We start from the raw sequence: 19697 nt of genomic DNA on the forward strand, positions 1-19697 counted from the left end.
CCCTTATGTTCTTATTTTGGAGGTAAACACCAAATCATGTGGTTTCTTTGTTAGGTTTCATTACAGATTTCTTTTTATTCTGATAAATACAGTATATTCTATGTATTAAGAAGTTTGAGACTTAGATAGAGGTGAGAGACATGAAATTAGGGGACCTCCTTGAGAAACCAATTTTTAATGGCGGGGCTGTAGTAGCCGGCCATAACGGATTAAATAAAGATGTGAAATCAGTTAATATGATGGATGCTCCAGATATCATTAACTTTTTAAAAAAAGAAGAGTTGTTGCTTACAACTGGGTATTCGATCAAAAATCATCCGGAAGCCTTGTTCGAGTTAGTTGCTCAGATGGCGAAACAAGGATGTGCAGGACTTGCCCTTAAAACACAACGATTTTTAAAAGTGATCCCGGACGATGTCATCGAGGTGGCAAATCAATCAGGGTTTACAATTATTGAGCTTCCTGTCGAGCCGTCTCTTGGTGATATCGTAAATGAATCTCTCAAGCTCATTTTGGAGGAGCGAACAGAAGAACTCCATTATGCCTTAGATATCCATCGCAAATTCTCGGAGATTATTATATCAGGAAAAGGACTTTATGAAGTGATCGATCGATTAGCCAAATTAATTGAATCTCCGGTTGTTCTGATGAACCATAGGTTGGAAACAATTGCAGCCTCAAGAAAATACGGAGATGATTTTTATTATGAAATTGCTTTTCAAATTAATGAAGAAATGAAAAAAAGAGACATTACATCTCAAGAAAAGCTTATCTTGCAAATTCAATTCCCATATATGAAAGGGAAACGGGAAGCAACGTTATTTCCTGTACAAACAAATGTCTACCAAAAAGGATTTTTAATAATATTTAAACATATTCCTGAAAAAACTTCGGCTACCTTACTTGCTATTCAGCAGGCGGCAAATGTCACGTCGTTTGAACTAATGAAATTACATGCTGTTGAGCAAAACGCTCGAATGCTAAAAAATGAATTTTTTACTGACTTTGTTGAGGGGAATTATACATCGGAAAAAGATATTGAAAAACGGGGGAAGTTCTACAATTTAAATAGCAAACATCATTACATTTGTATCGCAAGTAAATTGGATGAGGATGAAGAGTTATACGGAAGTATATTGGATACATCGGAAACGAATATGCAAATTTACAAAGATTCCATTTATGAACAATTGAGAGTATGGCTTCGTTATTACTTTGATGAATTCATAATTTTTACAAAAGGCGACCTCTACCTTATTTTAGTTGAGACAGAAAGTTTTATTGGTGATGCTGAAAGTCAAGTGATGGTAAAGCTCAAAGAAATACAGGCGGAAGTCTATGAAAATCTTATGATTTCTATATCATTTGGGATTGGAAATATTGCTGAACAACTCTTACATGTGCCAAATTCGTATCAAGAATCCTTAGATGCGCTCCGTTCCGGGTATCGATCGCAAAAGAAACAATTTATTCAGACGTGCAATACAAAAGGCGTCACGGAATTACTTCGGACAGTAGCACCGCAAAAATTAAAGGATTTCTACACGTCTTCTTTGAAATCTTTAGCGGAATCAGGGAGGAAAGACGAACAAGATCTCATCGAAACTTTAGAAATGTATATCGAGAAAAATGGCCAAATAGCGGACACTGCGAAAGAACTTTTTGTACATCGAAATACGGTAATTTATCGAATAAAAAAATGTGAGGAACGATTAAATGTCGATTTAAAAAAGGCGGAGGATATTCACAAGTTACGAACAGCGCTTCTTATAAGATCGATTATATAAAAGTGATATCGCATTCGACAGCAAGAGAAATGGTTCTCTTACACAAGTAAATTGATTATTTTTAGTTTAATTGAACAATGACATGAACCGCCCGACACTTTAAACTGACGAAAATGGTATGGAGAGGAGAACAAGCATGGTAACCGATGAGAAAGTTTGGAGACCGGATAATTTAAACGATGCATGGGCTCTTTCGAATAGATTTTCAGATCAGTATTGTTTTGTTTCGGGAGGCACTTGGCTTCGGACTCAATGGGAGGCGGGAAACAAAAAAGTGGCACCACAGTTAATCAGCCTAGACAACGTAGTTGAATTAAACGGAGGTATATATCTTAGTGACGGTGAGATTGTTATTGGGGCTTTCGCAAGCTTAGCTAGCGTAATAAAAAGTACTTTAATGAAAAAGAAAGCTCCTCTAATCGTAAAGGCGTGTCAAAACATTGCTGCCCCTTCGATTCGAAATCAAGCAACATTGGGAGGAAATCTCTTATCCCGAGTGGGGGACGCGATTCCAGCACTTCTTGTTTTGGATGCGAAATTAAATTGGTTTGATGGTGAAGAAATCGTAACAGAACCTCTCGAAGACTGGTTGATATCTGAAGGTGTCTCAAAAAGAATACTTGTATCGATTACAATTCGGGAGCATCCTGTTGTTCCAAGTGACATGCAGAATGAGTTTTCATTTTATCTCAAAATAGGAAGAAGAGAAACTTTTATTCCTTCTGTTGTTACTGTTGCAGGGAAGGGGATTTACGATTCATGTGCCGACACCTTTCAGAAAGTAAGTCTTGTCGTTGGTGGTGGAAGTATCGTTCCAACTCGATTAAAGCGGGCAGAAGTGGTGTTGGAAAATCAATTGTTCTCAAAAGACACCTTGCAAGATGTGTACACTCACGTTCGAGAAGAATATAAACCGATCGGCGATGCTTTTTCTTCGGCGTTATATAAAAATAAAGTTGCGGCTAATCTTATCGTAAGCGAATTATACCGACTGGAGGTGGCTAGACATGCGTCTAAATGAGCAAACGAAAAGCCATCCTTGGAAAATACGGCCGGATGGTCAAGCAAAGGTAACCGGTGAATTACGTTATTTAACTGATTTGAATTTTCCGAATAAACTTTATGGAAAAGTATTAAGAAGTGACGTGCCACATGCAAAATTGCTTTCGATTGATAGTTCTCGTGCTGAAGCGCTTGATGGTGTGAATGCGGTGTTAACACACAAAGATGTTCCCGGGCTAAATGGATTCGGAATTGCTGATCCAAATCAACCTGTATTTTGTGAAAATTTGATTCGTTACGAAGGAGATGCGATTGCCGCTGTTGCAGCGGAAACGAGTGAAATTGCGGAAGAAGCATTGAAACTTATCAAAGTAGAGTATGAGGAGTTACCTGTACTGGACACACCAGAAAAAGCACTGCGGTCTGATGCTCCCTATTTACACGAGAGTGGAAACATCTTGCATAAAACTGATTATGTTCGTGGGGATGTGGAAAAAGGGTTCGATGAGTGTGTTGCAATTGTTGAAGAGACATATGAAACTCCTAGACAAATGCACGTCTTTATGGAGACAGAAGGTGGCACTTTTGTTCCGGAAGAAAACGGAACTCTAACGGTATATGCACCAACGCAGCATGGATATAAGGATCAGATGCAATTATCTCGAATTTTAGCAATGCCTGCTGAAGCTATTCGTGTGATTTCGAGCCCAATTGGCGGATCGTTTGGTGGGAAGGATGAGTTAAATGTACAACCTTTTGGTTCATTGCTCGCTCTCCATTGTGGTCGGCCAGTTAAAATGCATTATTCTCGAGAGGAATCGGTCAAAGCAGGATTGAAGCGTCACCCGATGAAGGTGAAAATGAAGACGGGAATCGACCAAGAAGGAAATTTGATCGCACATAAAGTAGAGATTGTTTCTGACACTGGCGCTTATGCGACATTGGGTGGACCGATTTTAAATTTCGCAACTGAACATGCGATTGGTTGCTATACGATTCCACATGTCGATGTGAAAGGTAAAGCCGTTTACACAAACAATGGTGTATCTGGAGAATTTCGTGGTTTTGGTGGGAATCAGGTTATTTTTGCTTTAGAAGGTCAAATGGATCGATTAGCAGAAAAAATAGCGTTGGACCCTTGGGAATTTAGAAGAAGAAACCTTCGTAAAACAAAGGATTTAGGTCCGTTGGGACAACGAGTAGTTCCCAACGATGGTCCGAGACAAGTATGGGAAGCGATTAAAAAGTCACCACTTTATCAAGTTGAAACGAGTCAGGATTTAATCTCAGAAAAACCATGGATCGTTTGTGGCAAAGGATTGGCTTTAGCAATGCATGGTTCTGGTTTGGGTTATGGGATTCCAGATCCAGCAGGTGGCGAATTACGATTAAATGAAGTTGGTAAAATCGAAGTTGCTTTTGGTCATGAGGAATGTGGTCAAGGGTTGTTAGCAACATTGGAAATTATGCTGTTAGATCATTTTCAATGTGATAAAGAAGATATAGAAGTAATTATTGGTGATACAGGTCGAGTACCTGCTACAGGTTCATCGACGGCTTCTCGGACGACAAATATGGTTTGGAAAGCGTTGAAAAATATGAAACCATCCTTTCTTGCTGCGTTGTTTGCGAAAGTGAATGACTTGACAGGAGTGAAAGAGGATCAGATGGTGACGGGAAGCGGTGGGGTTTGGAAAGTTTCAAAGGATGGGAAGGATCAGGAGTTTCTTATCAGTTTTAAGGAGCTAGTTGATCGATCTTCTGAACCAATCGAATTCTCAACTGAATTTCATTATCCTGTGACACCAGATCCTATTGTTGGTGGTCATTATCTGTACAGTTCGACTGCTGTTTTAGCTGAAGTGGAAGTGAATATGCTGACAGGAATGATTCAAGTGACTGGAATTGATCATGTTGTTGCCGCAGGTCAAGTGATGAATCCACTTGGCTATTTAGGGCAAATCGAAGGCGGAAGTATCATGGCGCTTGGGTTTACGATAACAGAAGATGCAATCATGGCTTCTGGAAGATATTTGACGAAAAATCTTGATACGTACTTAGCGCCGACCATTTATGACGTCCCGGAAATTCAACATGTAGATGCCATTGAAGAACTTACAGAAGGAGATCAATTTGGACCTCGAGGGGTGGGAGAAGTTGGCTCAGTTGCCTTGGCACCAGCAATCGTTTCAGCAATTAAACAAGCGACAGGAAAATGGGTGACAAAACTTCCGGTAAAACCTGAAGAGCTACTAGCCGACAGTGAGGAGTTAATACCACCTTTTTTAAATTCAGAGCCAGGTAACAAGAGGGGGCAAACGGTATGAATGTAAATGAAGAGAAAACAACGGTTGTAGAAAAAGCGGTTGATTCCTCGTTGACCTTTGAATTAAATGGGAAGAAGATGCAGCTTGATGTAGATCCATCGCGACGATTGGTAGATGTTTTACGGATTGACCTTGATATGACGGGGACGAAGGTTTCTTGTGAAGTTGGTCGATGTGGTGCGTGTATCGTTTTGATTGATGGGGCCCCACATAATTCTTGCCTTACGATGGCGTACCAATGTGACGGAAAAAAAGTCGAGACAATTGAAGGCTTTCAAGACGATGTGATGGATCCTGTACAGCAGGCGTTTCTTGAAGAAGGGGCGTTACAATGTGGCTATTGCACACCTGGTATGGTGATGTCATTAAAAGGTTTGTTAAAGGAAAACGAAGCCCCAAATTACGAGGAAATGAAAGAAAGTCTATCCGGAAATATATGTCGATGCACGGGATATGGTGGGATTCAACGCGTCTTACGGCGACTGAGCGTGAATGAAGGATAAGGGTAGTCCATTGAAAAGGTATCATAAGGAGGGTGTTCTATTGAAAGATCAGCATAAATTCCTTCATATTGTAAAAGAACGTCCCAATCAAATGTTTGTCCTAGCTACAGTGATTCGAGTTGACGGCTCTGCTTACCGACATGAAGGAGCTAAAATGTTGATTTCTGAAACCGGTGAAGAGTTTGGATTAATAAGCGGCGGCTGTTTGGAAGAAGATTTATCGCTTAAAGCGCAAGAGGTGATGGAATCAAAGCAAACGCAAATCATTTCGTATGATTTACGTGCTGAAGATGATCTTGGCTGGGGCCAAGGAGCGGGATGTAACGGAAAAGTTACGATATATCTAGAACCGTTAAATTGGAAGAAGGACTCTGTTGAAAAAGGGTGGTCTTTCGTTCTTGAAGAATTAGAAAAAGGGAAAGAAATTGTGTCGATAAGGTTTGTAGGCGACAATACACAGAGTGGAGATTCGTTCTTTTTCAAAGAGGATGGGGAATGTATTCAAGGGATTTCGTCCTTATCAAGATCAAACGATATGGAAGTAGCTCATCGGCAGTTTATCAGATCTGGCGAGAAGTTTGCATATCTCGATCAGGAAAAAGTGGATAACTCTTTGTTATTTGAAGTGTATGAACCGAAAAATACTCTTTATTTGTTTGGTGCAGGCCGTGATGTAGAACCACTCGTAAAGAGAGCGGCAGAATTTAACTTTTCAACGATTATTGTTGACCCTAGAGTGAGCAGGAATCGAAAAGAAATATTTCCTGACGCCAGTGCTTGTGTTTGCGAACATCCAGAAACGTTTATGGAGAATTATGTTTTAAAGCGAAATAGCTATATTCTGATTATGACTCATAGTTTTTCGAAAGATCGCTTCTTGTTAACATCACTCCTATCTATGAAAGAGCAATTGGCATATCTAGGTATTCTTGGTCCAACGAGACGTACGAAGAAACTGCTTAATGGAAAGGATATTCCAAGTTGGCTTCATTCTCCGATTGGAATCGATATTGAGGCAGAGGGACCAGAAGAAATTAGTATCAGTGTCATTGCTGAGCTTATTAAAACTAGGAACACTAGAAACCTTCATAGGAAGGAAAAATTAGTCGTCATGTAATCGATGAAATGAGAGGTTTTTCTATGAGTAAAACAGCTGGATATGCGCTCATTCTTGCAGCAGGAACATCATCCAGAATGGGGGAGGCAAAACAATTAATCCAATTAGAAGGACAATATATTCTTGAAAGGGTTATAAACCAAGTGATGAGACACCCGTTTAAAAGAGTGATTATCATACTCGGGTATTGTGCGGAAGAAATTAAAGGGGCGATATCGATTCATTCTGACCGTGTTGAATGGATATATAACCCTAACTTTCTTAAAGGTCAAAGTACTTCTTTGTTAGCAGGATTATCTGCAGTACCTGAATCGATATCAGCTGCAACTGTTTTCCTCGGTGACCAACCATTTATTGATGAAGCAACCATCTCGTCGATTATTAGTATTGGAAAAAATCAATTGAAGCAAGTAAATGATTCATTTGTAATTAGACCTTTTTACAAAGGGACGCCTGGTCACCCTGTCTATTGGGGGAATATTCATTGTCTTCCAATGTCGGATTTATCCGGAGATCGGGGAGGGGTTCAACTTATGAAATATGCTAAGCAACATTCGTATCAAGTGGATGACCCTTTTGTTTTTGTAGATGTGGATACACCGTCAGATTTAGCAGATGCAAAAAGGATGTCTCATTTTCTGACATAGTTGTCGCACGAGAAAATATTTTAGATTAAAATAATAGTAATTAAACACGTGAATGAATGATTCGTATAACCTCAATAATATGGTTTGAGGGTTTCTATTAGGGGCCATAAAATTCCTAACTACGAAAAAGGTGCTTCTTTAGCATGTGCCTTCTTCGTAGTTTTTTGTTGTAGGTAAGCTGAATAAAAGTTTTCGGAAAGTAAAATTTCAAGCGAGATTGGAGCGACGTTCATGACAACTTTATTCATAAAAAATGCAGAGATTATTACGATGAACGAAAATGATGAACAGTTTATCGGTGATATTTATATAGAGAATGACATAATTAAAAATATCGGTAAGAATTTAAATTATCCTCATGCTGACAAAGTAATTGATGCAACAAATCGAGTCGTTATCCCAGGGTTTATTCAAACACATATTCATCTATGTCAAACGATTTTTCGCGGAAAAGGGGATGATTTGGAACTGATGGATTGGCTGAAGAAGCGAATTTGGCCGTTAGAAGCAGCACATGATGAAGAGTCAATTTATTATTCAGCCCTCCTAGGAATGGGGGAACTGATTCAGAGCGGAACGACTTCGATCGTCGATATGGAAACGGTCCATCATACTGATTTTGCGTTTCAAGCAATTGAACAGACAGGAATGCGTGCCTTGTCTGGCAAGGTGATGATGGATAAAGGAAATGAAGTTCCAAAGAAGTTGCAGGAGAAAACGCAAGACTCGCTTCAGCAAAGCGTTGATTTACTTGAGAAGTGGGATAAGAAAGATGGAGGTAGAATAAATTATGCCTTTTCGCCACGATTTGTCGTTTCTTGTACAGAGGAATTATTAAAGGAAGTTAGTAGACTATCAGAAAAACATCAAACTTATGTCCACACACATGCTTCTGAAAACAGAGGAGAAATTGAGATTGTTGAAACAGAAACGGGAATGAAAAATATTGAATATCTCGATCATCTTGGTTTAGCTAATGAACGATTGATTCTAGCTCACTGCGTTTGGTTAAATGAAGCAGAAAAACAAATTATCCAGAAGAAACGCGTAAATGTCACACATTGCCCAGGTTCTAATTTAAAGCTTGCTTCTGGTTTGGCAGAGATACCCAGTTTGCTGGATGCGCATGTTTGTGTAAGTTTAGGTGCAGATGGGGCACCTTGCAATAATAATTTAGACATGCTTAACGAGATGAGATTAGCTGCACTGATTCACAAACCTGTTCATGGACCGACCGCAATGGATGCCAAAACGGTGTTCAGAATGGCAACGATTGGTGGAGCTAAGGCGATGGGGATGGAAAATGATATTGGGAGTTTAGAAATTGGGAAAAAAGCAGATTTAGTGATTATGAATTTGAATGATTTTCACATGTATCCATCCTATGACGTAGATACGATTTCTCGTATTGTTTACTCTAGTACACGAGCAGATGTAGAGACTACAGTAATTAATGGAAAAGTCGTCATGGAAAATAGAATTATCAAAACATTAAACAAAGAGATTGTTTTAAAAGAATCGAATAAATCTATTCGGCGTCTCATTAATAGGATCCCAGAAATAAGATGATAGATGAGAGGGGGAGAAGTGGTACTAAAAAGACTGAATAGTTTAAGAGCAACCAGAATTTTATTTTATTATTAACATCGCACGTACTTCTTTACAAAGATGTCGAATATAGCGAGAGGAAATCTAACTGTATATGTGTTAGATTATCTCTCGTTTGTTTTTTTGGGTGACATCGCTTTCTTCTTTGGGAACATGTCATTTCCCAAATATATACCAGGGAATTAACGGTAATTATTACGCGAAAGATTTATTTGAGGTTCAATAAGCTTAGTCCGCGCCACTAATAATATTCGAAAAATTCAGTTATTATGTACAATGACGTTTAGGTATCAGACTATATAAAATGAGATTATCGAAAAGACAAAATAACTTCAACAAAAGATAGGTTTACCGTAAAGATAAAATCATTAGTATTAATGAATAGTTAAAGAAAAGAGAGGTGCAGATGATGTATACCATGAACGAAATTAACGAAATGCATCAATCGGAATTCGTGAGAACAATTGGCACAGTATTTGAAGATTCCCCATGGGTGGCAGAATTGTCTTGGAAACATCACCCTTTTGATAGTTTAGAACAATTACACTTTAATATGACACATGAGATGATTGAAGCAAATACCTCTTTACAATTATCATTGCTTCGTGCACATCCTGATCTTGGAACGAAACTTGCGGTTTCAGAAGCATCTAGACAAGAGCAACAAGGGGTGGGATTAGCAGCGTTATCGAAAGATGAATATCTAGAATTTTCAACATTAAATAAAAAGTATGTAACTAACTTTGGTTTTCCATTTATTATGGCTGTGAAGGGACAGAGTAAAGATAAAATTTTAGTTCAAATGAAGAAAAGGCAATTTAACAGTTACGAAAGCGAGATGGAAACGGCTTTATATGAAGTGAGTAAAATCGCAAAATTTAGATTAACAGATATGATCATTAATAAAAAGACAGGGAAAATGGGTAGTTAATTCTTAAAATAAAATGATAAGGAGTGAGAGAATGAAGTCGCGATTAAGCGAGGTATTGTTTGACTCAATAACGCATTGTATCTTGGAATGAAAGACTTATTTATAGATGATCATCTACCAAATCGCTTGAAGGAGTGTACTAATATGACTGGAAAACTGACCACTCATGTATTGGATACTAGCATTGGTAAACCAGCAATAGGATTACTTGTTGAATTGTGGAAATACCATTCACCTACCGAAGAATTTGTAAAAATATGTGAAGAAAAAACCAATGGACAAGGAAGGTTAAATCAACCACTACTTGAAGGAGAAGCACTGGAAAGTGGTCGTTACGAATTACTATTTCATGTTGCTGCATACTTCGATGAGATGGGAATTATTCAGGACAATCCTCCTTTTTTGAATGTCGTACCTATCAGTTTCGGGATAGCAAATAAGTTAGAGCATTATCATGTGCCGTTATTGATTGCTCCTGGAGGATATAGCACGTATCGAGGAAGCTGATAAATAATTGAATGAATAGGCTGCTGTGAATGAGGAATGGGGTGGTACCATGTACGATCTTCTAGTGAAAAATGTAAGATACCTGCATGGAGAAGGAACGTTCGATGTCGGTTGCCTTCATGGTGAGATTAAGAAAATAGGAAAGATAAATGATACAGCTGAAACGATGATTGATGGAAGCGGACACGTCATTGTTCCTCCATTCATAGAGACACACATTCATCTAGATACAGCACTCACGTATCAAGATATCGCAAATGAATCAGGAACCTTGTATGAGGGGATTCAATTATGGAATGATTATCGACAATCGATGACAGAAGAAGATGTGATTGATCGGGCGAGAAATGTGATTTATCAAATGATTGCAAAGGGAGTTCTTTCCATTAGAGTGATGATCGACGTCTCTTCTCCTAGTTTACTAGGTTTACGGGCGTTATTGAAAGTTAAGAAAGAAGTAGCTAGCACGATTGATATTCAGCTTATCGCATTTCCGCAGAATGGGATTGTTTCATCGGAAATAGGTGTTCAACAACTTGAAAAAGCATTGGAACTTGGTGTTGATGGTATTAGCGCTGTACCGCATTTAGAAGATACGAATGAAAAAGGACAAGAGTCGCTAGCCATTTGCTTTGCTATGGCAATAGAGAAGAATGTTTTTGTTCACATTTTTTGCGATGAGACAGATGATCCTGACTCAAAATTTATTGAGACAGTAGCTGCGTTAGCAATTGAAACGAGATTATATGAAAGAGTGTCAGTGAGTCATGTGAATGCGATGAATTATTATAACGATGCCTATGTTCAGAAGCTTTTGAATTTACTAGTTGCATCTAAAGTGAATGTGGTTACTTGTCCGTTAATTAATACAGTAATGCAGGGTCGATTAGATTCTTATCCAAAAGGAAGAGGAATTACAAGAGTGAAAGAGTTAAATGCTTGTGGAGTGAATGTAGCTTGTGCACATGATGACTTTATGAGCCCTTTTTATCCTTTCGGAACAGGTTCGATGTTGACGGCAGTTAATATGTTGTTACATCTTGCTCATATGACAGGGCAGCAAGACTTTAAAGACGGCTTAAACATGATTACTTATAATGCAGCAAAGGTATTAGGTCTTTCAAATTATGGAATTAATGTATGTCATCCTGCGAGTTTCTTACTTATAAAAGGAACGGATGAACACGACATAATCCGAAGAGTACCTACTCCTAGATATGTGATTCGTGGAGGGGAGATTGTATCAGAAACAATCCCGGAAAAAACTATCATGTTTTCTCAAACCACATCGGAACTATAATACGGCAAATTAAAACGAGCAATATCAACTATTATTTAACGAGGTGAATCCTATGGCTGTAAAAACGAAAAATTTATTGGTGAATATGAGTAATTTGAGTAAAGTTTTTCCTAACGGAACAATTGCGGTTAAGGATGTTAATTTAGAGATTACAGAAGGTGAATTCTTTTGCTTTGTTGGACCTTCCGGCTGTGGGAAATCAACGATTTTTAAAATGATTACAGGGTTAGAAAATTACACAGATGGTGAAATTGAGATTTTTGGTAAATCTGCTAACGAGGCTAGAAAGCAAAACGAAGTAGCTTTTGTATTCCAAGACCATACCTTATTACCTTGGTTAACCGTCATTGATAACGTTGCTTTACCCCTTCAACTAAGAGGAGTCTCAAAACAAGAACGCTATAAAGAAGCGGAAAGGGTATTAGAATTGGTTGGTTTACCGCAATCTAAAGAAATGTTACCACGACAATTGTCAGGTGGTATGAAGATGCGAGTATCGATTGCGAGAGCATTGGTAACTAGACCAAGATTACTCTTAATGGATGAACCATTCGGTGCGTTAGATGAAATAACACGACAATCTCTTCAAAAAGAGTTGCTGAATATATGGCAAAAAGATAGTAGTATGACCGTTTTATTTATTACACACAATGTGTTTGAAGCTGTCTATCTATCATCTAAAGTCGTTGTCATGACCCCAGGACCTGGTAAGATCTCTGCCAATATTGATGTTCCTTTTTCATATCCAAGAGAAGACGGTTTTCGAACGACTCCAGAGTTCGGAGATTTAATCGGAGAAGTATCGAAAGTGCTAGATCACTAACAGAGGAGCTGAGAACATGCTAATTAATTGGGAAAAAGAAATGGAAAATTTGGTTGGGGACAAAGTTTTTGTCGTTGATGCAAAAACGAGATCGAAACTATCGAAAGATTATTTTTGGTATTCGCCAGTGTTAGATGAGGAATTAAAGGATAAGGTTGCAGACGGCGTGGCTAAACCAACTACGGAAGAGGAAGTCGAACAAATACTTCGTTTTGCGTACAAGCATGAAATACCAGTAACCACTCGTGGGGCAGGCACAGGTAATTATGGACAGGCCGTTCCGTTAGACGGAGGAATCTTGTTAGATTTAAGTGGACTAAATAAAATCATTGATATTAGAGATGGATTTGTGGATGTTCAATGTGGGGTAAAGTTAGGGACATTGGAGAAAAAACTTAGAAACGAAGGACAAGAATTATGTATTTATCCGAGTACCTATGTAAAAGCGACTGCTGGGGGATTCTTTTCTGGTGGAAGTGGTGGAATAGGTTCGATTACTTGGGGGAGTGTCTGGGACGGAAATCTTATCGAAGCAGTCATCTATACGATGGAAGAAAAACCTAGACGATTAGTTGTTAAAGGTGAAGATTTAACAGGCTATATTCATAATTACGGAACCAGTGGAATTATGGTTCAATTAAAAATGAAAATAGCTCCAAAAGTGGAATGGGAGCAAGCGATTGTTCAATTTGACAATTTAGAAAATATGTTGCTTTTTACAGAAAGATTATCAAAAGATCCTTCGATTCGTAAAAGATTGGTTAGTGGATCTGAACCTCCTATTACAAAATATTTTGTTCCATTGTCCACATATTTTGATGAAGATAAGTCCATTGCTTTATTGGAAATAGAAGAAGGGAACATCACGAAGTTGAAAGAAATGGCAGAAGAAATTGATGGTAGTGTCGCTCATGTTATTGCAGCAGAGGCTTATCATAAACAGTTAGGTTTATCTGATTTCACATGGAATCATACGACGCTATGGGGATTAAAATACGATCCAACAATAACTTATTTACAGTGTGGATTTTCAATGACACATTACCAAGATCAAATTCAGAATATTAAGAATAAATTTCCAGGTGAAGTATTTATTCACGTGGAATGGATGCTAGGAGCAGGAGAATTTAGGTTAGGATCTTTGCCGATTATTCAATACAAAAGCAAAGAAAGACTATATGAAATTATCCACTATTTAGAATCAATCGGAGTAAGTGTGAACGATCCACACACATTTTTATTGCCGCGTGATAGAAATGGATATTTTGAAAAAATTATTGAACAAAAGAAAATCAATGATCCATTGAATTTATTGAATCCAGGTAAAATAAGTGTTGTATTGAAGTGATTTAAACTATTGTGGTGTGAATTGGAGCAAGGAAATAAAGAAAATGTGTCAATAAGCTGATCTAAATTGAAAGGAGTGAATGGCATGTCTATGAAAAATCCGACGATATCGGAAGGTGCAGATCCTGTAAATGAGAAGAAAATAACTTTTGATATTCAGAAAATATCTTTTTCACTAATGAAAAAGATAGCATTACCCTTGCTAGTGTTAGTTGTTTTTCTTGGAGGATGGGAACTTTTCACGATAGTATCAGGAATTGCACATTACATCTTACCAGCGCCAACAGATATCTATGAGGCAACAGTAAATAACTTTGAAAATTTAATGAATGCTGTTTACACTACGATTACTTCGGCTTTAATGGGTTTTGTGATGAGTGTTGTTCTAGGTATCTCAGGAGCAATTTTACTCTCATCATCAAAAATTGTTGAAAGAGCATTTTATCCTTATGTTGTATTGTTACAGACGATTCCAATCATTGCCGTAGCTCCAATAATAGTTATCTGGTTTGGGGCAGGTACCAATGCGATTGTGATCATAGCGTTTCTAATTGGATTCTTTCCGATGCTGTCGAATACACTCGTAGGATTGAACTCGACAGATAGCAACCTTAGAGATTTGTTTTCGCTATACAATGCTTCGAAGTTTCAAACGATGTGGAGATTAAGACTTCCGGCGGCTTTACCTTATATTGTTGCAGGTCTGAAAATTTCATGTACATTAGCAACGATCGGCGTTATAGCAGGAGAGTATATCGCAGGAATAGGTGGCGGTGCAGGTGGACTAGGTTACGCAATAACGGTAGCTTCTAGTAATATTCAAACAGCTTATCTGTTTGCGTGTGGATTGGCTGCATCTGTGTTAGGTATTGGTTTTTTCTTAATTATCAATTTTATATCAAAGCTACTATTAAGTTCTTGGCATGAATCAGAAATGCAAGATTAACTTGAAACGAGAGGGGGAGTAGCATTGGAGCTGCACATGATCAATGCATATATACCAATCGTAAATAGTGAAAAATTGCTATCATTAAAGGCTTCAAAAGGTAAGTGGACAATGGTAGAAATTCAAGATCACTATATTCGCGATCCTTCGTTTGTTAATCTGGATGAAGTCGATGCGCCAAATTCTACACTAAGTTACAAATCGGTTCAAAAATGGGATGTGAATAGGAAAATTATTCTTCCTGGATTAATCGATGCACATGTACATCTTGATAAAGCTTTTACGATTGATCAGATAGGTAACGAATCAGGTACATTGTTAGAAGCGATTAAGAATTTCAGAAGTTCTGCTCCTACTTTCTCAAAAGAAATGATTAAGAAGAGAATGGAAAAGACCGTGAAACATGCGCTCTCATTTGGAACTATGGCTCTCAGGTCTCACCTAGATTTTCCGGTGATCGACGACGGTGAGATTGCAAAAAGAACATTTGACGCCGCGTTAGAAATAAAGGAAGAAATGAAAGATCTTGCTCAACTGCAATTTTTTCCAATGTGTGACTTCACGCAGTTATCCAAAAAATGCTTAGAAATACTTGAAGAAGGACTTAGGCTTGGTTTGGACGGAATTGGAGGTGCTCCACACTTATCTGATAATCCTAAACAAAATATTAAACAAATGTTTGAACTCGCTGAAAAACATGGGAAACCGATTGACTTGCACTCAGATGAAAGTGATGATCCTACAGTCGAAACAGTTAATGAAATCGCTAGACAAACGATTCAGTTTGGATTTGAGGGAAATGTAAATGTAGGTCATTTATGTTCTCTTTCTGCAATGGATCAGGAAAAAGCAGAAACGACAATTCGAAACATAGCAGATGCGAAATTAAATGTGATTACCTTGCCTGGTGCGAATATGTACTTGCAAGGAAGACAGGATAATGGACTCATTCGACGTGGGGTTACTCGAGTGAAGGAATTAAGGGAAGCAGGTGTGAAGATAGCAGTAGCAAGTGATAATATTCAAGATCCTTTTCATCCCTTTGGGAAAGGCGATCTAATTGAAATAGGAAAGTTATCCACGTATGCATCACATATGAATAGTGAAAAAGATAAATTAAATACAGTTAGGATGATCACCGAGGTCCCGGCTGAGCTGTTAGGATTGGAAGATTACTATGGGATAGAAAGAGAAAAATCAGTTTCATTTACAGTATATGATGCTACAAGTGTAAACGACTTATTTTCATGGACTCCTGTAGGTAGATCGGTCTTTAATAAAGATCATTGGGTTTGTATTACGAAACAACAACAAATTTGGTATTAAGAATATTATTTATTCAAAAATTGAAAAGAACTAAATATGAGAGGGGAAAATATAATGAATAAGATAAAACAGAATGTGAAATGGGACAAGTTTATTATTTTAATTCTGACTATTCTGATATCTATAGTGGTAGTTGCTTGTGGTAATTCAAATGAAGAAGCAGTCGCAGAATCAAGTGAAAATGGAGAGACGAATGATGAAATGAATGATAATCAAAATGAAGAAAATGATGGATCAGAAGAACTCATTGAAGTTGAGCAGTTAACAAACTGGTATGCCCAAGCGGAACAAGGTGGACAATTTGCGGCGCATATGGAAGGTTTCTACGAAGATGCGGGTCTAGACATGACAATTCAAGCAGGTGGGGGCGGTATTTCAAACGTGCAGCTAGTTGCCTCGGGTCAAGTTGATTTTGGAATGGGGTCCACAGATGAAATCATTTTATCGAGAGAAGAAGGAATTCCTTTGGTGGCAATTGCAGGAATATTTCAGCAAAGTCCACAGGCATTGATGTTTCATAAAGGGCAAGATATTGAAGATTTCGAGGATTTAAATGGTCGTGATGTCTATGTTGGTGCTGGGGCTTCATATTTTGAATTTATGAAAGCAGAATTTGATCTTGATGTAAATGAGTTTGCATATACGGGTGATAGTACAACATTTATGCAAAATGAAGAAGCAGTTTCACAATCGTATATGACTTCAGAACCTTTTAACCTTGAAAAGGAAGGCATAGAAGTTGATTGGTTATTAAATGGCGATTCAGGATATGAAGTATATGGGAATTTATTATTCACAACCGAAGAGATGATAGAGGAGCAACCTGAAGTTGTCCGCGCGTATGTAGAAGCTTCCATTAAAGGATGGGAATACTATGAAGAACATCATGAAGAAGTGATTCCGTTTATCCAAGAATACAACCCTGAAATGTCCACGGAACAACTGGAATATAGTGCTGTGGCAATGCAACCACTTGTATACGGATATGATGCCGAAGAGTACGGTGTAGGTTACATGACGGAAGAACGCTGGCAGAATATAATGGAAATTTTATATAACCTTGAATTAATTAGTGAGCAGCAAGATGTGACAGAAGCGTTTACGACAGAATTTTTACCAGGGAACTAAGAGATTGAACGAAAGGCAGCGAGGGAGGAAGTTCCCCCGTTGCTTTTTAATCAAAAGTAGAATGAAAGATTATTTAATCTTGCTTTACATTAAATTACTAGAGAAGGAGTGGAAGTATTGTTTACTCGCTATGAAGGAAATGCATGGGAAGAATATTTTTTACCTAGATTAAGTTTTAAAGAAGTTCAAGAAATGGATAAAGAAAATGCACTTATTGTTTTACCGATTGGTGCTGTTGAACAGCATGGCTCTCACTTGCCATTAATGACCGATTCATTAATAGGAGAGGCTTCCATAACAAAAACGATGGAATATCTTACTCCAGACAGTAACATTTGGTTAATTCCACCGCTATCATATGGGAAAAGTAATGAACATTTAGATTTTCCTGGAACGATCTCCTTATCATCTGCAAATTTACAAGGAGTCATCATCGACATTGCAAGGAGTTTGTCAAGGAGTGGATTTAGAAGACTAGTCTTATTTAATTCTCATGGAGGAAATATTGATTTGCTGAATATGGTAGCGCGTGAAATTCATATTGAAACAGAAATGATGGTATTTATTACATCATCAGGTTCGGCAGATAAAAGTGATATTTTCACGGAAGAAGAATTGAAGTGGGGTATTCACGGCGGTGATGTTGAAACATCAATGATAATGGCGGTAAAGCCGTCATGGGTTCGTGAAGAATATTTAACGGCAGAATTTCCTCCATTAAAAGAGTTCGACTATTTAAGTTTAAAGGGGAAAGTTAGAATTGCGTGGAAGATAAATGATCTATCAAAAAGTGGAATAGCAGGAAATGCAACAAAAGCAACACCTAAAAAAGGGGAAATAGTGTTTATCCGGTCTGCTGAAGAAATGGCAATAGCATTGAAAGAAATGGCAGAATTTGAAATTGAACAGTTGTTAGAAGATTAAGTAATCTGAAAAAAAGTAAAAAATATAAAACTGCTAATAAAATAATATAGAGCTTCCTTCAATGCTAATGCGGTGTCTGCCTCGTTGTCAACATTGTAAAAGGAAGCTCTATTTTAGTGATTATATATAATAATAACCGTCTTTTTTAGATACTTTATATGATGTATTTCCTCGTTTTTTTTCTTACAATACAAGTAGATAGAAAGGAGTGAGTGCATTGATCGTAACTTCTAAAATTAATGAACACCGGTTGTGGAAAACATTAATGGAATTAGCTGAGATAGGAGCTAGTCCGAATAAAGAAGAAGGCGTAACAAGACTATCCTTAACAAAAGAAGAGTTAGAGGCGAAGCAATATATCATTCAACTAATGAAAGATATCGGATTGGAGGTGCGAATGGATGCAGTGGGCAACGTGATCGGGAAATTACTTGGAACGGATCCATTGGCCTCCTCGGTGATGGTCGGCTCACATACAGATACTGTTTTTCATGGCGGAAGATTTGATGGTTCTTTGGGGGTACTTGGAGCGATAGAAGCTGTTCGTACTATTAAAGAAGCAAATATGAAATTGAAACATTCAATTGAAGTTGTTTCGTTCACGGATGAAGAGGGTTCGAGATTTGGTACAGGATATATTGGTAGTAAAGCGATGGCGGGTGTATTGAAGGAAGAGACGTTTGAATTAAAAGATAAAAGTGGGGTTTCTTATAGGGAAGCATTTTTACATGCTAAACTAGATCCAACGAAATATAAGGAAGCGATTCGTAAACCTGAAGAAATAAAAGCATACATTGAAATGCATATTGAGCAAGCGAAAGTTTTGGAAGAGAGTGATTTATCTGTTGGGATTGTCACAGATATTCAAGGTCCAGTCTGGCTTGATGTTACGTTAGTGGGTGATGCTGATCATGCAGGTGCGACACCAATGACGATGAGGAAAGATGCTTCTATTGCGATGGCAGAAGTGATGATTGAAGTCGAAAAAATCGCGCAATGTCATGGTGGAGTTGGGACTGTGGGTTATGTAAAGGTTGAACCTGGTGGAGTAAATATTATTCCGGGGAAAGCTTCATTTACAATTGATCTTAGACATGTCAATAAAATGGAACGCAGTAAAATGGTGAAAGAAATATATCAATCTGTTAGTAAAAGTTGTGAAAAGCGAATGATAGAATGGCACATTGATGTGAAGAAAGAGGTAGATCCCACGTCTTGTTCACCAGATATTGTGAAGTCTTTGGAAGAAGCGTGTATCCACCTAAATTTCCCAGTCAAAAAATTGCAGTGTGGAGCGGGGCATGATTCCTTGATCATGTCGGAGATCACGGAAATGGGAATGATTTTTGTTCGATCGAAAGACGGTATGAGCCATAATCCAAAGGAATGGTCAAGTAGAGAGGATTGTGCTGATGGTACAGCATTATTGTTTCAATCACTAATAAAGCTAGCGAAATAACAGCAAAGGAGTGTG

At 38.0% G+C, this 19697-nt stretch carries 17 protein-coding genes and 1 riboswitch; all 17 genes read left to right on the forward strand.

Going from position 1 to position 19697, the window contains the following annotated elements:
* Nucleotides 1-140 precede the first annotated feature (140 nt).
* The 17 genes from ACM26V_RS20675 to ACM26V_RS20755 all read left to right on the forward strand — a co-directional run bounded on the left by ACM26V_RS20675 (nucleotide 141) and on the right by ACM26V_RS20755 (nucleotide 19682).
* A complete protein-coding gene (locus ACM26V_RS20675) occupies nucleotides 141-1787 on the forward strand; it encodes a PucR family transcriptional regulator (protein ID WP_416148660.1) in 1647 nt (548 codons plus the stop codon).
* Nucleotides 1788-1923: 136 nt separating this feature from the next.
* Complete coding sequence (locus ACM26V_RS20680) at nucleotides 1924-2808, forward strand: FAD binding domain-containing protein (RefSeq protein WP_416148661.1); 885 nt, start codon at nucleotides 1924-1926, stop codon at nucleotides 2806-2808.
* On the forward strand, nucleotides 2795-5116 hold the full coding sequence (gene pucD, locus ACM26V_RS20685; protein ID WP_416148662.1) for a xanthine dehydrogenase subunit D: 2322 nt from the start codon (nucleotides 2795-2797) through the stop codon (nucleotides 5114-5116). Before ACM26V_RS20680 ends, pucD begins: the two co-directional genes overlap by 14 nt.
* A complete protein-coding gene (locus ACM26V_RS20690; RefSeq protein ID WP_416148663.1) occupies nucleotides 5113-5619 on the forward strand; it encodes a (2Fe-2S)-binding protein in 507 nt (168 codons plus the stop codon). Before pucD ends, ACM26V_RS20690 begins: the two co-directional genes overlap by 4 nt.
* A gap of 40 nt (nucleotides 5620-5659) precedes the next feature.
* Entirely contained in the window at nucleotides 5660-6736 is a 1077-nt protein-coding gene (locus tag ACM26V_RS20695; protein WP_416148664.1) for an XdhC family protein, read from the forward strand.
* 23 nt (nucleotides 6737-6759) lie between these two features.
* Complete coding sequence (locus tag ACM26V_RS20700) at nucleotides 6760-7383, forward strand: nucleotidyltransferase family protein (protein WP_416148665.1); 624 nt, start codon at nucleotides 6760-6762, stop codon at nucleotides 7381-7383.
* A 41-nt stretch (nucleotides 7384-7424) separates the two neighbouring features.
* Nucleotides 7425-7525: riboswitch (purine riboswitch) on the forward strand.
* A gap of 89 nt (nucleotides 7526-7614) precedes the next feature.
* Complete coding sequence (locus tag ACM26V_RS20705) at nucleotides 7615-8952, forward strand: 5'-deoxyadenosine deaminase (RefSeq protein ID WP_416148666.1); 1338 nt, start codon at nucleotides 7615-7617, stop codon at nucleotides 8950-8952.
* Nucleotides 8953-9397: 445 nt separating this feature from the next.
* Nucleotides 9398-9922, forward strand: a complete 525-nt coding sequence (gene uraD / locus ACM26V_RS20710; RefSeq protein ID WP_416148667.1) for a 2-oxo-4-hydroxy-4-carboxy-5-ureidoimidazoline decarboxylase — start codon at nucleotides 9398-9400, stop codon at nucleotides 9920-9922.
* Nucleotides 9923-10009: 87 nt separating this feature from the next.
* Nucleotides 10010-10429, forward strand: a complete 420-nt coding sequence (uraH, locus tag ACM26V_RS20715) for a hydroxyisourate hydrolase (RefSeq protein ID WP_416148668.1) — start codon at nucleotides 10010-10012, stop codon at nucleotides 10427-10429.
* A 25-nt stretch (nucleotides 10430-10454) separates the two neighbouring features.
* Nucleotides 10455-11729, forward strand: coding sequence for an amidohydrolase family protein (locus ACM26V_RS20720; protein ID WP_416148669.1), 1275 nt, complete (start codon nucleotides 10455-10457; stop codon nucleotides 11727-11729).
* Between the two features lie 52 nt (nucleotides 11730-11781).
* A complete protein-coding gene (locus ACM26V_RS20725; RefSeq protein WP_416148670.1) occupies nucleotides 11782-12552 on the forward strand; it encodes an ABC transporter ATP-binding protein in 771 nt (256 codons plus the stop codon).
* 16 nt (nucleotides 12553-12568) lie between these two features.
* Entirely contained in the window at nucleotides 12569-13900 is a 1332-nt protein-coding gene (locus ACM26V_RS20730) for an FAD-binding oxidoreductase (RefSeq protein ID WP_416148671.1), read from the forward strand.
* 84 nt (nucleotides 13901-13984) lie between these two features.
* A complete protein-coding gene (locus tag ACM26V_RS20735; RefSeq protein WP_416148672.1) occupies nucleotides 13985-14845 on the forward strand; it encodes an ABC transporter permease in 861 nt (286 codons plus the stop codon).
* A 24-nt stretch (nucleotides 14846-14869) separates the two neighbouring features.
* Nucleotides 14870-16171: an amidohydrolase family protein gene (locus tag ACM26V_RS20740; RefSeq protein WP_416148673.1), complete on the forward strand. Its 1302-nt coding sequence runs from the start codon at nucleotides 14870-14872 to the stop codon at nucleotides 16169-16171.
* A gap of 54 nt (nucleotides 16172-16225) precedes the next feature.
* Nucleotides 16226-17299: an ABC transporter substrate-binding protein gene (locus ACM26V_RS20745; RefSeq protein WP_416148674.1), complete on the forward strand. Its 1074-nt coding sequence runs from the start codon at nucleotides 16226-16228 to the stop codon at nucleotides 17297-17299.
* 108 nt (nucleotides 17300-17407) lie between these two features.
* Nucleotides 17408-18223: a creatininase family protein gene (locus tag ACM26V_RS20750; RefSeq protein WP_416148675.1), complete on the forward strand. Its 816-nt coding sequence runs from the start codon at nucleotides 17408-17410 to the stop codon at nucleotides 18221-18223.
* Between the two features lie 208 nt (nucleotides 18224-18431).
* Entirely contained in the window at nucleotides 18432-19682 is a 1251-nt protein-coding gene (locus ACM26V_RS20755; protein WP_416148676.1) for a M20 family metallo-hydrolase, read from the forward strand.
* Nucleotides 19683-19697 lie beyond the last annotated feature (15 nt).

It is taken from the genome of Salipaludibacillus sp. HK11, from assembly GCF_047795645.1.
Classification (GTDB): domain Bacteria; phylum Bacillota; class Bacilli; order Bacillales; family Salisediminibacteriaceae; genus Salipaludibacillus.

Coding starts and splice junctions, on each gene's coding strand:
- ACM26V_RS20675 (WP_416148660.1), top strand. CDS start 141: ATGAAATTAGGGGACCTCCTTGAGAAACCAATTTTTAATGGCGGGGCT.
- ACM26V_RS20680 (WP_416148661.1), top strand. CDS start 1,924: ATGGTAACCGATGAGAAAGTTTGGAGACCGGATAATTTAAACGATGCA.
- pucD (WP_416148662.1), top strand. CDS start 2,795: ATGCGTCTAAATGAGCAAACGAAAAGCCATCCTTGGAAAATACGGCCG.
- ACM26V_RS20690 (WP_416148663.1), top strand. CDS start 5,113: ATGAATGTAAATGAAGAGAAAACAACGGTTGTAGAAAAAGCGGTTGAT.
- ACM26V_RS20700 (WP_416148665.1), top strand. CDS start 6,760: ATGAGTAAAACAGCTGGATATGCGCTCATTCTTGCAGCAGGAACATCA.
- ACM26V_RS20705 (WP_416148666.1), top strand. CDS start 7,615: ATGACAACTTTATTCATAAAAAATGCAGAGATTATTACGATGAACGAA.
- uraD (WP_416148667.1), top strand. CDS start 9,398: ATGATGTATACCATGAACGAAATTAACGAAATGCATCAATCGGAATTC.
- uraH (WP_416148668.1), top strand. CDS start 10,010: ATGAAAGACTTATTTATAGATGATCATCTACCAAATCGCTTGAAGGAG.
- ACM26V_RS20725 (WP_416148670.1), top strand. CDS start 11,782: ATGGCTGTAAAAACGAAAAATTTATTGGTGAATATGAGTAATTTGAGT.
- ACM26V_RS20730 (WP_416148671.1), top strand. CDS start 12,569: ATGCTAATTAATTGGGAAAAAGAAATGGAAAATTTGGTTGGGGACAAA.
- ACM26V_RS20735 (WP_416148672.1), top strand. CDS start 13,985: ATGTCTATGAAAAATCCGACGATATCGGAAGGTGCAGATCCTGTAAAT.
- ACM26V_RS20745 (WP_416148674.1), top strand. CDS start 16,226: ATGAATAAGATAAAACAGAATGTGAAATGGGACAAGTTTATTATTTTA.